This is a genomic window from Shinella zoogloeoides, from assembly GCF_020883495.1.
In the GTDB taxonomy this organism is placed as follows: Bacteria; Pseudomonadota; Alphaproteobacteria; order Rhizobiales; family Rhizobiaceae; genus Shinella; species Shinella zoogloeoides.
Window position 1 is genome coordinate 1613976 of sequence record NZ_CP086610.1, and the last position, 14359, is coordinate 1628334.

Here is a 14359-nt window from a genome sequence, read left to right on the forward strand (position 1 = left end):
TTGACCCGGAACCACCGGGCGCTTTAAGCGAAACGGCAGACGGAACCAACAGCGAAAGCCTGCCACGATGAGCGATTTGCGCATTCTCTCCGACGCCCATATCCCGGAACTGCCGAACCGCTACAAGGGCAAGGTCCGCGAAAATTACGATCTAGCGGATGGCAGCCGCATCATCATCGCGACGGACCGGCTCAGCGCCTTCGACGTCATCCTGACGTCCATTCCCTTCAAGGGCCAGGTGCTGACGCAGACGGCGCGCTACTGGTTCGAGGAAACCGCCGACATCTGCCCGAACCATGTGCTTTCCTATCCCGATCCGAATGTCGTCATCGGCACGCGGCTCGATATCCTGCCCGTCGAGATCGTCGTGCGCGGCTATCTCGCCGGCACCACCAGCACATCGATCCTGACGAAATACCGCAAGGGCGAGCGCCAGATGTACGGCATCACGCTGCCGGATGGCCTCAAGGACAACGAGAAGCTGCCGCAGCCGATCATCACGCCCACCAGCAAGGCCTTCGACGGCGGCCATGACGAGCCGCTGTCCGGCGAGGAAATCCTGGCCCAAGGTCTGCTGACGGCCGAGCAATGGGAAACGGTATCGCGTTATGCGCTGGCGCTTTTCGCACGCGGACAGGCGCGCGCGGCCGAGCGCGGGCTGATCCTCGTCGACACCAAATACGAATTCGGCACGGACAAGGACGGCCGCATCGTGCTTGCGGACGAGATCCACACGCCGGATTCGAGCCGCTACTGGATTGCCGACAGCTATGCGGAAAGCTTCGCCAAAGGCGACCGGCCGGCAAGCTTCGACAAGGATTTCGTGCGCGCCTGGGTCACAGAACGGTGCGATCCCTACAAGGACCCGATCCCGGAAATCCCGCGCGACCTCATCGAGCAGACCTCGAAGGTTTACATACAAGCCTTTGAACAGATTACCGGAAAGACGTTTGCACCCGATCTTTCCGGCGACACGGTGCTGGACCGCATTCGCCAGAATCTCGAGCCCTACTTCGCCTGATCGCCGGCAAGCGCGATTTCGAAGCTGAGGCCATCATACGCCGGCTCCACATGGGCCGGCGTTTCCTTTTGCACGGTGTCGTAGTCGAGCGGTACATGCATATGGGTCAGGATCGCGCGGGCCGGCTTCAGACGCTCGATCCAGTCCAGCGCCTGGCTCAGCGACAGATGGCTGGAATGGTAGCGATACTGCAGCGCGTCGATGATCAGCGTATCGAGGCCGGCAAGGCGCGGAATGGTCTCGTCCGGAAAATCGCTGATATCGCTGCAATAGGCGACATCGCCGATGCGGAAGCCGAGAGAATGGATCGAGCCATGCACCTGGAGCAGGGGCTGGAAGGTGATTGCGCCCCCTGCCCCTTCGATGGTCACCGGCGCATCCATCGGGTCGATCAGGTTCTCCGTCACGATGGGCGGATACATGCTTCCGGCGGGCGTCTTCAGGCAATAACCGAAGCCCTCGCGGATGCGCTCCATCGTCGCCGTATCCGCCCAGATCGGCACCTGCCGGTGGTCATGCAGCACGAAGCCGCGAATATCGTCGATGCCGTGGATATGGTCGGCATGCGGATGGGTGTAGAGCACGGCGTCGATGCTCGTCACGCCCGCGGCGATCATCTGCGTGCGGAAATCCGGCCCCGTATCGATGACGACCGTCGTCTTGCCGTCCGGCCCGAACTGCTCCACGAGGAAGGCGGCGCGGGTGCGGTGGTTCTTCGGATTGGCGGGATCGCAGGCGCCCCAGTCGCCGGTGATGCGCGGCACGCCCGGAGACGAGCCGCAGCCGAGAATGGTGAAGCGCCGCGTATAGGCCACGGCTACACCCGCGGCATCTTCGAGAAGATGCGGAAGGCGTTTTCGGTGGTGATGCGGGCGATCTCGTCCGTGCTGACGCCGACGGTTTCGGCAAGCACCGCCGCCGTATGCGCCGTATAGGCCGGTTCATTGCGCTTGCCGCGGAAGGGTTTTGGCGCGAGGTAGGGCGCGTCGGTCTCCACCAGCATGCGCTCCAGCGGCACGGTTTTCGCGATCTCGCGCAGCTCTTCCGATTTCGGAAAGGTCAGGATGCCGGAGAAGGAGACGTAGCCTCCCAGTTCCACGCCGATGCGCGCCAACTCGGCGCCGGAGGAGAAGCAATGCAGCAGGAAGGGAAAGGCCCCCTTCCCCGTTTCCTCGGTCAGGATCGCCGCCATGTCCTCATCCGCCGAGCGGCTGTGGATGACGAGCGGCAGGCCGGTTTCGCGGGCGGCGGCGATGTGGTTGCGCAGGCCGATGACCTGCGCGTCGCGCGGCGCGTTGTCGTAGTAGTAGTCCAGACCCGCCTCGCCGATCGCCACCACGCGCGGATGCCTCGAAAGTTCGATCAATTCCGAAACCGGAATATCCAGTTCCTCATCCGCATTGTGCGGATGCGTGCCGACCGAGCAGAACACCGACGGATACTTTTCCGCAATCGCCAGGATAGCCGGAAATTTTCGAACCCGCGTCGAGATGGTGATCATCTGCTTCACCCCGGCCGCATGCGCCCGCGCGACGATATCGTCGCGCTCCGCCTCGAAATCCGGGAAATCCAGATGGCAATGCGTGTCGATCAGCATGCCGTCAGGCCTCGGGAGCGACATAGCGCGGGAAGACCGGCGCCGGGGCTTCCAGCGGCGTGCCGCTGACAAGGCGGCCGGCTTCACCGAGCGCCGCAAAGTCCCGCTTGTCGGCCGGTGCAGCAACGAGGTTCAGCAGCTTGCTGCCCGATTCCGGCATGAAGGGCTGCAGCAGGATCGCGATCTGGCGCACCACTTCCGCCGTCACATAGAGCACGGTGCCCATGCGGACCGGATCGGTCTTCTTCAGCGCCCAGGGCGCCTCGCCGGCAAAATAACGGTCGGCCTCGGAGACGACGGCGATGATCGCCGCCAGCGCCTTGTGGATCTGCTGCTTGCCCATCTCCTCGCGGGTGATCGCATGCAGCGCATCGACGGAGGCGAGCATCGCGCGGTCGGCTTCGGAAAGGTCGCCGCAATCCGGCACCTTGCCGTCGCAGTTCTTGACGATCATCGACAGCGAGCGGCTGGCAAGGTTGCCGATGCCGTTGGCAAGGTCGGAATTGATGCGGGTCGCGATCCCCTCCTCGCTATAGCTGCCGTCCTGGCCGAAGGAGACTTCGCGCAGGAAGAAATAGCGGATCGGATCGAGGCCGAAATGGCTGACGAGATTGACCGGATCGACCACATTGCCGAGCGACTTCGACATCTTCTCGCCCTTGTTGAGCAGGAAGCCGTGGGCGAAGACACGCTCGGGCAGCGGCAGCCCGGCCGACATCAGGAACGCCGGCCAGTAGACGGCGTGGAAGCGGATGATGTCCTTGCCGATGATATGGATGTTCGCCGGCCAGTATTTTGCACGCGGGCCTTCCGGGTCGGTCATGTAGCCGGTCGCGGTGATGTAGTTGGTCAGCGCGTCCACCCAGACATACATGACATGATCCGGATCGCCGGGAACAGGAATGCCCCAGTCGAAGGTCGTGCGCGAGACCGAAAGGTCCTTGAGGCCGGACTTGACGAAGGAGATCACCTCGTTGCGTCGCTCGGCCGGGCCGATGAAGTCCGGGTTGTCCTCGTAGTGCTTCAGCAGCCTGTCCTGGTAGGCGGAAAGCTTGAAGAAGTAGCTCTCCTCCTCCACCCACTCGACGGGCGTGCCCTGCGGGCCGTAGCGAACGCCGTCTTCGCGCTTCTCCGTCTCATTTTCCTGGTAATAGGCTTCGTCGCGCACGGAATACCAGCCGGCATAGCCACCCTTGTAGATATCGCCGTTGGCGGCCATACGGCGCCAGATCTCGGCGCAGGCCTCGTAATGGCGCTCTTCGGTCGTGCGGATGAAATCATCGTTCGATGCATTAAGAAGAACGGCCATATCCCTGAATTCTTTCGAATTCCGATCCGCGAGTTCACGCGGGGAAATGCCTTCCTTGCGCGCCGTCTGCTGCATCTTCTGGCCGTGTTCGTCCGTGCCCGTCAGGAAGAAGACATCGCGCCCGTCGAGCCGCTGGAAGCGCGCCATGGCATCCGTGGCGATCAGCTCGTAGGCATGGCCGATATGCGGCTTGCCGTTCGGATAGGAAATGGCGGTCGTGATGTAGAAGCGGGACGTATCGGTCATATGGGGTGCGTTCTGTCTTCGGTTGTGCAATGCCGCAAGGTATTAGACCATGCCGGCGCTGAGGGAAACAGCAAGTTTCCGATTGGGCTTAAAGCGATGCCCGGATGTCGTCGAGCACGCTGATGATCGTCTGCTTGCGGTCGAGATTGTAGCCCTGCGCGATGCCGATGCGCTCGCCGAGCTGCGAGGAAAGCTGGGCGAGGCGGTCGGCGCGGGAAAGGTCGCCGGAAAGGGCGGCGCTGCGGGCGGTGTCGGTCACGAAGTCGGTGGCGTGCTGGCAGAAGAAGGAGAAGACGGTGTCGCTGTCCTTGGCCGAAAGCACGTCGGCCAGTTTATGCACGTCTCGGCGCGGCGGCTCGGCCGGAGCCTCGACGATGGTGCGGAAGGCTTCCACGATATCGAAGCCGCCGTAATTCACCAGCTTGAGGGCCTCGGAGACGCTGCCATGGGCGGCGGAAAGCACGTCCCCTGCCCGCGGGCCGGACGGCGCGGCGTCGAGGCTGTCGAGCGCGGCGGAAAGGTCGGCTTCGGACAGGGGCGACAGCGCGAGCGGCAGGCAGCGAGAGCGGATGGTCGGCAGCAGCTTGCCCGGCGCATGGGTCAGCACGAGGAAGAGCGAGCGCTTCGGCGGCTCCTCCAAAATCTTGAGGATGGCGTTGGCGGCGTTGCGATTGAGGTCGTCCGCCGGATCGATGATGACGATGCGCCAGTTGCCCGTGCCGGAGGTCTGCGCGAGGAATTTCCCCGCCTTGCGCACTTCGTCCACCGTGATCGCGGATTTCATCTTGCCGGTCTTCTCATCGACCGGCCGGGTGAGATGGAGAAGATTGTGCGAGGCCCCGGCGGCGAGCTGCCGGGTGATGGGGGACGCGGGCGACGGGTCGTATATCGCCTCCGGCGCATCCGCCGGCTCGGGATGATGCAGGACATGGTTCGCGAAGCGGAAGGCGAGCGTCGCCTTGCCGATGCCCTCCGGCCCCTCGATGAGGATGGCATGGTGGCCCTTGCCGGAGCGATAGGAGCGCGCAAGAAATTCTTCCGCCTCCGCATGGCCGAAGAGCTTCGTCTGCTCGGCGGGATGCACCGCGCCGTCGAGAATGCCGGGACGCTCCTCGCTCACGAAACATGCTCCTGGTGGCTCAGGGCACCGACCGGCAGCAGCGGCTCGACGATGGCCAGCACTTCGGCGGCAATGGTGTCCTGCGCCTTCGTGGCGTCGATCACGCGGCAGCGCAGCGGTTCGCGCGCGGCGATGTCGAGGAAGGCTTCGCGGCGCTTTTCGTGCGTCTGCAGCTCCTCCTTCTCGAAGCGGTCGGGCTGCTCGCCGGGGCCGCCGGCGCGCTTGCGGGCGCGCTCCAGGCCGACCGATGCGGGAAGATCGAAGATGATCGTGCAATCCGGCACGACGCCGTTGATCGCCACGCGCTCCAGCGCCTCGATGAAAGGCTGTTCCAGATTGCCGGTCACGCCCTGGTAAACGCGGGAGGAATCCATGAAACGGTCGCAAAGCACGACGCTGCCTGCGGCAAGCGCCGGACGGATGACCTGTTCGACGTGGTCGCTACGCGCGGCGGCGAAGAGGATCGCTTCCATGCGGATGCCATACGGCTCGGCCGCGCCGGAGAGGAGGACATGGCGCACGGCCTCCGCGCCCTTCGAGCCGCCGGGTTCGCGCGTCATCAGCACGGTCAGTCCGCGCGCGCGCAGGGCGTCTGCCAGAAGCCGGATCTGTGTCGACTTCCCGGCGCCCTCGCCGCCTTCGAACGTGACAAACAAACCGTGTGCGGCCGACAAATCCTGCTTCCGTTCCCGTGGCCGCCAAGGCGGCCTTCCGACGATATCCGCGATGCGGAGACGAGTCGGTCCACTACTAACCCATGTTTCCAGCCGGCGAAACGCTTTTCAGGGGCGCCGGAGGTCTCAGATCCAGAAGAAGAACAGTTCGATCAGGGCATCCAGCGCCCGCGAGCGCAACGTCCCCTCGCCCACGCTGCCGGCGGTGCGCACCGGCACCTCGCGCAGGAGCTGCTTGTCGTTCCATATCCTCAGCGCACCGACCGTCTGCTCCGGCTTCACCGGCGCGCGCACAGGCCAGATGTAGACGACACGGGCGACGAGCCGCTGCGAATTGTCCTTCGGCAGGAACACATCCACCTGCTCGCCCGCCACCAGCGGCACGGTCGAGGCGTCGCCACCATAGACGCTGGCATCCGCGATGACCTCGCCGGCCTTGAAGAGCGTCCGGCGCTCGAAGCTGGAAAGCGCCCATTCAATGATCCGGCGGGTTTCCTCGATGCGCGCCTTGTCGCTCTCCATGCCCGCCATAGCGAGCACCAGATGCTTGCCGTCGCGGTTCACGGCCGCGACGATGGAATAGCCGCTCTCTTCCGCAAAGCCGGTCACGAAGCCCGTCACGCCGAGATTGAGCGCCAGCAGCGGGTTGCGGTTGCGCTGCTTGATCTTGTTCCACTCGAATTCCGGCTCGATATAGTAGCGCATATATTGCGGATAGGTGGTCTCCAGATGGCGGGCGAGCGTCACCATTTCGCGCATCGTCACCTTGTTGGCCGGGTTCGGCAGGCCGGTGGCATTGGCGAAGGTCGATTTCTCCAGCCCGAGCGCCCTCGCCTCCTTCGTCATCCGCTCGGCAAAGGCCGCCTCGGAGCCGGTCATGCCCTCGCCGAGGATGATGCAGGCATCGTTGGCGAACTGCACCGTGATGCCACGGATCAGGTCCTCGACGCGCACGTTCGACTTGAGCGCCGCGAACATGGTGGAGGTGCCCGACGGCGCGCCGCCGGTGCGCCAGGCATGTTCGGTCACGGGATAGGTCGTGTCGAGTGTGACGTCTCCGGCGGAAAGCGCCTTGAACACCGTCGCCGCCGTCATCAGCTTGGCGAGCGAGGCGGCGGGAACGACATCGTCTTCTCCGCGCGCGAAAAGCACCGTGCCGGTTTCCGCCTCGATCAGATAGACCTGCCGCGCCTTGACGTCGAAGCCGCCCTGCTGGGGCGATGCCGTCTGGGCCCCGGCGACGGTGAGGAAGGACAGGAAAAGGACAAGGCAGGCAACTAGGCGGCGATGCATGGCGACTCCGGTATCGTCGTCACACTTCCACAGCCGCGCGCTTTGCGCAAACGGCTTCGCTCACCGGAGCGCTCCCCGGCAAGCCCGATCGGTCGGCCCGATCTCAACCCGCATTGTCGGCGAGCGCGGAAAGCGGCGTCAATTGCCCGTCCATCGTCAGGATGGCGTCGAAGGCGCCCGAGGCGTCGCGCACCCGCTCGTCCGCATAGGCTGCGGCATAGCTGGAGCCGGAGGACGGCAGCGGAACGAAATTCGGCCGCTCAACCGGCATCGGACCGATTTCCGGCAGGAGAGCGAACTGCTCCATGGCCTGGAAGGCGTCGGAGACCGGCGCGGTCTTGGCCAGCGCCGTCATCGCGCTCTGTTCGGGCACCTTCAGGTAGCCCTCGCCCTGCCCGGAATCCGGCAGTGCGTTGCTGTCTGCGGAAGCGACCATGACGCCGGTCGCGATCTGGCCGCCCGGATCGACCGCCGGAACGCGCGACCCCTTGGTGACATAGGACGCCATGAGATAGGGCATGTCGTTGCCCTCGAGCGGCGCCTTGCCGACATATTGCACGCGCACCTTGGCCGTGCCGGTGCGCTTCATGTCCAGCAGGTCGGCGGTCTTGGAGGAAACGTCGATCAGGCGGTTTTCATGGAACGGGCCGCGGTCGTTGACGCGGACGATGACGGAGGTGCCGTTTTCCAGATTGGTGACGCGCGCATAGCTCGGCAGCGGGAATGTCGGATGCGCCGCCGAGAGGTGATAGCGGTCGTAGACCTCCCCGTTCGCCGTCTTGCGGCCGTGGAAGGCCGCGCCGTACCAGGAAGCAAGGCCGGTCTTGCTGTAGCCCATCTCTTCCTTCGGACGATACCACTTGCCGCGGACCTGATAGGCCTTGCCGAGCTGATAGCGCCCGCCGCCCTTCGGCACGGGCTGGCCGTCCTCGACGACGCGCGGGCTGGCCTTGACGCCATATTCCGACTCGGCGAAGAATTCCTTGCTGCGGGCCTTTTTCTTGGGTGCCGCCGTCGTCGTTGCGCAGGCGGCCAGGCCAGCGCAGATCAGCGGAATCGCGATAAGCCGCAGGCCCTTGCCGAAACGGCTCGCATTCGTCTTCAAGCTTTTATGTCCCACGCCGCTATCGTCCCCGACGGTGTGCCAGCCAACTGCCTTGCCCCTGCAAGCTGGCCGTCAATGCCACTCAGTAAATAACAGTACGTTAAACATGCCGATAAGATGGCAAAATTGCGAATGGGGGTGCCCCGGAGGGCCAGGATCGATGATTTATGGTTTCCGGTTGGTTAAGGCGCCCGCCCCTTGAAGGCGAGCGCGCAAGCGTCGTTTCAGGATCGCTCCACCTGAAGAACATCGACGAGCCGGTCCGGATCGCGAACGCCGTGCCGGTAGAGCGTGATGATCGAGCGGGCCAGCGAGCGCGACCGGGCCTCGTCGAGATCGATCGTGCCAGCGGCCGTCAACCGCGTGAAAACGCCCTTCAGGACCTCAAGGTCCTGAGGCTCGAACATGCCGATATGCGCAGGGTCTCGAAGCACATCCATGACTGCCTCCCCTTTTCCGCATCCAATCGGCGCCATTGCTTTTGGGTGCGTGGAAACCGTAGGCCGACAATGCGTCAGCAACAAGTCGGGAAAAGTTACAGTGATCGCGCTACGCCATGGAGGAGCATTGGCGGAAGAGGTGGGATTCGAACCCACGGTAGACTCTCGCCTACGCCGGTTTTCAAGACCGGTGCCTTAAACCGCTCGGCCACTCTTCCATCCAATTGATCTGGTTTAAAATTCCACCCTTGGTGAACTTTCAGAAAACGGCATTTGCTACCGCTTTGCTACCCAATCACTCGACGGCTGGCTTTTTAGCAGCTTTGATTGCCACGTCAACGTGCTCCGCCGCACGGGCAAAGGCTGCCGCTTGCCGCGGGTCGTGGTTCGCCGCGCTATCGAACGATGAGAACGGGCACCTTGGCGTTTTCCGCGACTTCGGCGGCCTGGCTGCCCAGCATGACACGGGACATTCCGGTTCGCCCGTGGGACGCCATGACGATGAGGGTGCAACCCTTTTCTTCCGCGACCTTGAGAAGCGCGCCGGCGACCAGCTTGCGGGGAACGTGGATCGTTTCGATCGGAACGCCGTGCTCCGCCGCCCTTGCCCGGATCGGCTCCAGGATCTTCTCCGCGATAAGCGCCTGCGCCTTGTCGAATGCCTCGACTTCAGCCTCGCCAGGCGACCAGAGGTCGAAGGCATGGGCGAACTGTCCCCCGAGCGCCTCGGTAACCGTTACCGCCGTCACCTTGCTTCCATGCTTGCGGGCCAATTCCAGCCCATGCTCGACGCCTGCCCGGGCCAGATCCGATCCGTCGCTCGAAACGAGAATATGATCGTACATGATGAATCCCTTGTTCTACCGTCCCATGAACCGCTACCTCTATCCGAGGCCTGCACCTCGCGCCTTGTCGCAGGTCAATCCGGCAGCCTTGCCCACAAACCGACCGCTGAAACTATTCTGCACGGTTATCCTTGTTTTGAACACAATGGCCACCTATATCACCGTCATCGGCATTGCTGATGAGCGCTGGAAAGCTTCTGCCGCTCGCAATCGCTGACCATCACTGGTTGCTCTTGACCACGGATGTACTGGCACTAGTGAGACAGTGATGATGAGGAAGGTCGGTGCGTTTTCGCCCCGGCCTTTTTTGTTGCCAGAAGGTCGAGGATCACTGCCGCGCCGGCTTCGCCCGGCGGACGCGGGGTCTGCATGCGCTCATGCACGAGGTCGTAGCCCTCCAGCATGGCGCGCCGCTCGGTCGTGTCCACGGCCAGCCGCTCGAAGCAGCGGACCAGCGTGCCGGGTCGGACCTGCTCATTCAGGAATTCCGGCACCACGATATAGTCCGCGATGATATTGGGGATGGCCGCCGACCATACCTTCACCTTCCTCAGCAGGAAGGTATTGGCCAGCCAGTCGAACCGATAGGTGGAAACCACCGGCACGCGGGCAAGCGCCAGTTCCAGGATGATCGTGCCGGAAGCGGCAATCGCCGCATCGGCCTCGACGAAGGCCTGCCATTTTCCCTCGGCCGTTGTGGTGATCTGCGGCTTGACCGGCCAATCCGCCGTCAGCCGCCGCACCAGCGCCTCCTGCCGCGGCACGGTGGGCAGCAGGAAGCGAATGCCGGGATTGCGCGCGGAGAGATCCTTCGCCATTTGCGCAAAGACCGGCAGCAGGCGGCTGATCTCCGTGCTGCGCGAGCCGGGCAGCAGCAGGCAGAGGCGTTCACCGGGCGCCCGGTCTGGGCGGGCAAGCCGCGCCGTGCGGATGCGCTGGATATCCGGATCGCTGATCAGCCGATGACCGACATAGGTGGTCTGCGGGCCGCCGAGCCGTTCCATGGCCGCCGGCTCGAACGGCAGGAGGGCGAGGACACGGTCGACATAGGCGCGCATGCGCGGCGCGCGCTCTTCCTTCCAGGCCCAGACACTGGGGCAGACATAGTTCACCACCGGCAGGTCCGGCAGAGCCATGCGCACGCGCTTTGCCACGCGATGGGTGAAATCGGGGCTGTCGATGATGAGGAGCACATCGGGCCGCGCGGCAATCATCGCCTCGGCCGTCTGGCGGATACGGCGCAGCAGCAGAGGCAGACGCTTCAGCACCTGCGAAAGCCCCATGATGGAAAGCTCGGAGAAATCGAACAGGGACTTCAGCCCCTGCCGCTCCAGCGCCTCGCCACCGACGCCGACAAGCTCGATATTTCCCGGATAGGCCACGCGCAGCGCCGAGATCAGATCGCCCCCGAGCAGGTCGCCGGAAACCTCGCCGGCAATGACACCGATCCTGAGCGATTCTTGCGCCATCACGCCTTCTCCGTCCTGTCCGGTAATATTCCCGTCACGAAAAGGCCTTCCGCGTCCGCCTCCGAGACCAATGCCGCACGCTCCAGCACCAGCGAGCGGCCCGCTTCAACAGCGATGCCGGCAAGCCCGGCAGCCTTCGCCCGCCGCAAAGTCTCAAGGCCGATGGACGGCAGGTCCGCACGCAGATCCTGCCCCGGCTTGCAAAGCTTCACCAGCACGCCCTTGCGGCGCTGCGAAATACGCCCGGCCGCCCTCAGCGCCGCCACACGCTCCAGCATGCCGTCCGTGCCTTCCGCGCCTTCCAGCGCCACCACGCGGCCACCGACGGCGACGGCACCCTGCCCCACGTCCAGCCGGCCAAGCGCAAGCGCGGCGGCGGCGGCGGCAGCGATATCGGCCTCGGCGGCGTCATCGGGCGCAAGCCTGCCGAGCGGTCCCTTGCTGCCCAGCAGGTCCGGCACGATCTCATGAACGCCGACGACCCGCATTCCCTCCGCCTCGATCAGCCGGATCACCATTTTCAGCACCGCGTCGTCGCCGCCGGTCAGCAGCGTCCGCACGACCGAGGGGATGATGCGTAGCGTCCTCAGCGGCGCATGGATATCGCGCCATTCCGGCCGGCGGCGCACCCAGCCGGACAGGACGACGCGGCCGACGCCGTGCTTGCGGAAAGTCGTGGCAATGACGGAATAATTGCCGATGGAGGCCGTCTCATGGTCGTATCCCGACCAGTCCTCGCCGGATTCGTCACGCAGCGAGAGGATATAGGGATTTTCGCCCCGTGCGCGGGCGGCATCGGCGACATAGCGTGGCAGCATGCCGCCGCCGGCGATAATGGCCAGCCGGTCACGCAACTCGGGCCGGCTCTCCGCCATGCCCGTCAGCCCTTGCCCCGGCCGGGAGAGGAGAGCGCACGATCGCTGTCGGCGGCGATGAAATCGAGAATCTCGATGACTGGAGCACAATCGGCATATTCGTCGCGGATCGCCGCCGCATTGCTGCGGATCGCCCCCTCGCTCTCGAATATCTGCTTGTAAGCGCGGCGAACCCGGTGGATCGTCGCCTTGTCCATGCCCGCGCGGCTCATGCCGACCACGTTGAGACCGTTCAGGACCCCGGGAATGCCGTGCAGCATACCGTACGGAATGATGTCATTGGCCGCACCCGAAAGACCGCCAATAAAGGCCTGGCGGCCGATGCGCGTGAACTGATGCACGGCCGAGCCGCCGCCGATGATGACGCGGTCCTCGACGATGACATGACCCGCAAGCATAACGCTGTTCGACAGCACTATATTGTCGCCCAGGATGCAGTCATGCGCGACGTGCGAATTGGCGAGGAAGAGATTGTTATTGCCGATAACGGTCTTGCCGCCGCCACCCGTCGTGCCGGTATTGACCGTCACGCCTTCGCGGAATGTGCATTTCTCGCCGACCGTCAGGGTCGTCTCGACGCCGTCGTGATGCAGGCTCTGGGGATCGCCGCCGATAACGGCGTTGGGGAAGATGCTGCAGCCACGGCCGATGACCGTAAGCCCCGTCACGATCGCATGCGGCAGAAGCTCCACCTCATCGTGCAGAACGACCTTCGGCCCGACACAACAAAACGGGCCGATGACGACGTTCTCACCGACGACCGCCCCGTCCTCTACGACAGCGAGCGGATGGATCTTCGCACTGGCGGCAATCATTGTCAGGCATCTTCCTTGTTGACGATCATCGCGCCGATATCAGCTTCGGCGACAAGTTGCCCATCAACTTTTGCGTCGCAATGAAACTTCCAGATATTGCCGCGCTGCTTCTGCTTCGTCACATGGAATTCCACGCGGTCGCCGGGTACGACCGGCTTGCGGAAGCGGGCATTGTCGATCGTCATGAAATAGACGAGGTTCGAGCCGACGCCCGACTTGCGCGCGCAGATCGCGCCGGCCGTCTGCGCCATGCCCTCGATGAGCAGGACGCCCGGCATGATCGGGTTATCGGGAAAATGCCCCGTGAAATGCGGCTCGTTGACCGTCACATTCTTGATGCCGATCGCGGAGTTGTCGCTATCGATCTCGATGATCTTGTCGACCAGCAGGAACGGATAGCGATGGGGAAGAAGCGTCAGGATTTCACGCAGATCGGCAGTGCCAAGCGTTGCTTTGGTCTCTTCACTCATCCTTGCCACCCTTTTTCTTCTCACGAGCACTGGCGCGCATGGCAACCTCCGCCACGTCGCGCAGGAAATCACGCATGGGACGGGCGGGGATGCCGCCATATTTCTCCCCGGGGGGAATATCGGCCACAACGCCGCTCATCGCGGCGATCATCACGCCGTCGCCGATGCTGATATGACCGTTGATGGCGGAAGCGCCGCCGATCATCACGCCGTCGCCGATGCGCGTGCTCCCGGCGATGCCGACCTTGCTGACGATGCCGCAATGCCGGCCGATGCGGACATTGTGGCCGATCTGCACAAGGTTGTCGATCTTGGTGCCTTCGCCGATCACCGTGTCGTCCATCGTGCCACGGTCGATGGTGGTGTTCGCACCGATCTCGACATGGTCCTGGATGATGACGCGACCGATCTGGACGATCTTGATCATGCCCGGCTTCAGGCCCGGCGCATAGCCGAAGCCGTCCTGACCGATACGGGCGCCTGGATGTATGATGACATTGTTACCGATGAGTGCGCATTGCACGGTGACTCCAGCCGCAATCGTGCAGTTGCGGCCGATACGCACGCCCGCGCCGATAATCGCGCCGGGGCCGATATGGCTGCCCTCGCCGATCTCCGCGTCCTTGCCGATCACCGCCATCGGCTCGACCGTCACATCAGGCTCGAGCCGCGCCGCCGGATCGACATAGGCGCCGGGAGCGACTCCGCCCGAGGCCGAGGTCATCGCCTCCGGCCGCATGGCGGACGGATGCAGCAACTCGCCGGCAAGCGCGAAGGCGGTATGGGCGCGTGGGGAAATCAGCACGGCGATGGACGCGGGCACCAGCGATGCCAGCGCACGATCGCACAGGATGGCGGTCGCCTCGCTGGTTTCCAGCTCGGCGCGCATCTTGCGGGAAAGAATATAGCAAATATCGCCATCTTTCGCCCGGGCGACGGGCGAGACGCTGCGCACGATACGATCAGCGTGTGCGGCGTCTACGAGTTCCGCCCCAAGCCTTGCTGCCAGGTCACCCAGGCGAACCCCGGCATGGGGCGGAAAGAAACGGTTATGCTCCATCGGCGTGCTCCAGAACGCTC

At 64.1% G+C, this 14359-nt stretch carries 16 protein-coding genes and 1 tRNA gene; 2 read left to right on the forward strand and 15 right to left on the reverse strand.

Features of this window, described 5'->3' with window-relative positions; translation table 11 throughout:
- Positions 1 to 76: 76 nt before the first annotated feature.
- Positions 77 to 1021 (forward strand): phosphoribosylaminoimidazolesuccinocarboxamide synthase, encoded by a 945-nt coding sequence (locus tag K8M09_RS08160; protein WP_160784577.1) that lies wholly within the window; start codon positions 77 to 79, stop codon positions 1019 to 1021.
- Here K8M09_RS08160 and K8M09_RS08165 read toward each other — a convergent pair.
- The 10 genes from K8M09_RS08165 to K8M09_RS08210 form a co-directional block, all read right to left on the reverse strand.
- Positions 1009 to 1836 (reverse strand): MBL fold metallo-hydrolase, encoded by an 828-nt coding sequence (locus K8M09_RS08165; protein ID WP_160784254.1) that lies wholly within the window; start codon positions 1834 to 1836, stop codon positions 1009 to 1011. The two genes, K8M09_RS08160 and K8M09_RS08165, sit on opposite strands and share 13 nt — an antisense overlap.
- A gap of 2 nt (positions 1837 to 1838) precedes the next feature.
- The gene (locus tag K8M09_RS08170; RefSeq protein ID WP_160784255.1) at positions 1839 to 2618 is read right to left on the reverse strand and encodes a TatD family hydrolase; all 780 of its coding nucleotides are present in this window, start codon (positions 2616 to 2618) and stop codon (positions 1839 to 1841) included.
- A 4-nt stretch (positions 2619 to 2622) separates the two neighbouring features.
- The gene (gene metG / locus K8M09_RS08175; protein ID WP_160784256.1) at positions 2623 to 4173 is read right to left on the reverse strand and encodes a methionine--tRNA ligase; all 1551 of its coding nucleotides are present in this window, start codon (positions 4171 to 4173) and stop codon (positions 2623 to 2625) included.
- An 88-nt stretch (positions 4174 to 4261) separates the two neighbouring features.
- Positions 4262 to 5293: a DNA polymerase III subunit delta' gene (locus tag K8M09_RS08180; RefSeq protein WP_160784257.1), complete on the reverse strand. Its 1032-nt coding sequence runs from the start codon at positions 5291 to 5293 to the stop codon at positions 4262 to 4264.
- Entirely contained in the window at positions 5290 to 5967 is a 678-nt protein-coding gene (gene tmk / locus K8M09_RS08185; protein ID WP_160784258.1) for a dTMP kinase, read from the reverse strand. Before tmk ends, K8M09_RS08180 begins: the two co-directional genes overlap by 4 nt.
- 126 nt (positions 5968 to 6093) lie before the next feature.
- Complete coding sequence (locus K8M09_RS08190) at positions 6094 to 7260, reverse strand: D-alanyl-D-alanine carboxypeptidase family protein (protein WP_160784259.1); 1167 nt, start codon at positions 7258 to 7260, stop codon at positions 6094 to 6096.
- A 103-nt stretch (positions 7261 to 7363) separates the two neighbouring features.
- Complete coding sequence (locus tag K8M09_RS08195; RefSeq protein WP_229342245.1) at positions 7364 to 8365, reverse strand: septal ring lytic transglycosylase RlpA family protein; 1002 nt, start codon at positions 8363 to 8365, stop codon at positions 7364 to 7366.
- Between the two features lie 224 nt (positions 8366 to 8589).
- The gene (locus K8M09_RS08200) at positions 8590 to 8805 is read right to left on the reverse strand and encodes a hypothetical protein (protein WP_160784260.1); all 216 of its coding nucleotides are present in this window, start codon (positions 8803 to 8805) and stop codon (positions 8590 to 8592) included.
- Between the two features lie 128 nt (positions 8806 to 8933).
- Positions 8934 to 9023 (reverse strand) — tRNA-Ser (locus K8M09_RS08205).
- 177 nt (positions 9024 to 9200) lie between these two features.
- Positions 9201 to 9650 (reverse strand): universal stress protein, encoded by a 450-nt coding sequence (locus tag K8M09_RS08210; RefSeq protein ID WP_160784261.1) that lies wholly within the window; start codon positions 9648 to 9650, stop codon positions 9201 to 9203.
- On the opposite strand from K8M09_RS08210, the gene K8M09_RS08215 reads away from it, so the two are divergent.
- Positions 9649 to 9867 carry a hypothetical protein gene (locus K8M09_RS08215; protein ID WP_160784262.1) on the forward strand — a complete coding sequence of 73 codons (219 nt, stop codon included), beginning with the start codon at positions 9649 to 9651 and terminating at the stop codon, positions 9865 to 9867. The genes K8M09_RS08210 and K8M09_RS08215 overlap by 2 nt on opposite strands.
- A 37-nt stretch (positions 9868 to 9904) precedes the next feature.
- Here the strand turns inward: K8M09_RS08215 and lpxB are convergent, their stop codons facing one another.
- Genes lpxB through lpxD form a run of 5 tightly spaced genes read right to left on the reverse strand, consistent with a single transcriptional unit; the run spans position 9905 to position 14339 of the window.
- Entirely contained in the window at positions 9905 to 11119 is a 1215-nt protein-coding gene (gene lpxB / locus K8M09_RS08220; protein WP_160784263.1) for a lipid-A-disaccharide synthase, read from the reverse strand.
- Complete coding sequence (locus K8M09_RS08225; RefSeq protein WP_160784264.1) at positions 11119 to 11994, reverse strand: LpxI family protein; 876 nt, start codon at positions 11992 to 11994, stop codon at positions 11119 to 11121. Before K8M09_RS08225 ends, lpxB begins: the two co-directional genes overlap by 1 nt.
- Positions 11995 to 11999: 5 nt before the next feature.
- Positions 12000 to 12815, reverse strand: a complete 816-nt coding sequence (gene lpxA, locus K8M09_RS08230; RefSeq protein WP_160784579.1) for an acyl-ACP--UDP-N-acetylglucosamine O-acyltransferase — start codon at positions 12813 to 12815, stop codon at positions 12000 to 12002.
- Complete coding sequence (gene fabZ / locus K8M09_RS08235; RefSeq protein WP_160784265.1) at positions 12812 to 13279, reverse strand: 3-hydroxyacyl-ACP dehydratase FabZ; 468 nt, start codon at positions 13277 to 13279, stop codon at positions 12812 to 12814. Before fabZ ends, lpxA begins: the two co-directional genes overlap by 4 nt.
- The gene (gene lpxD / locus K8M09_RS08240; protein ID WP_160784266.1) at positions 13272 to 14339 is read right to left on the reverse strand and encodes a UDP-3-O-(3-hydroxymyristoyl)glucosamine N-acyltransferase; all 1068 of its coding nucleotides are present in this window, start codon (positions 14337 to 14339) and stop codon (positions 13272 to 13274) included. Before lpxD ends, fabZ begins: the two co-directional genes overlap by 8 nt.
- Positions 14340 to 14359 lie beyond the last annotated feature (20 nt).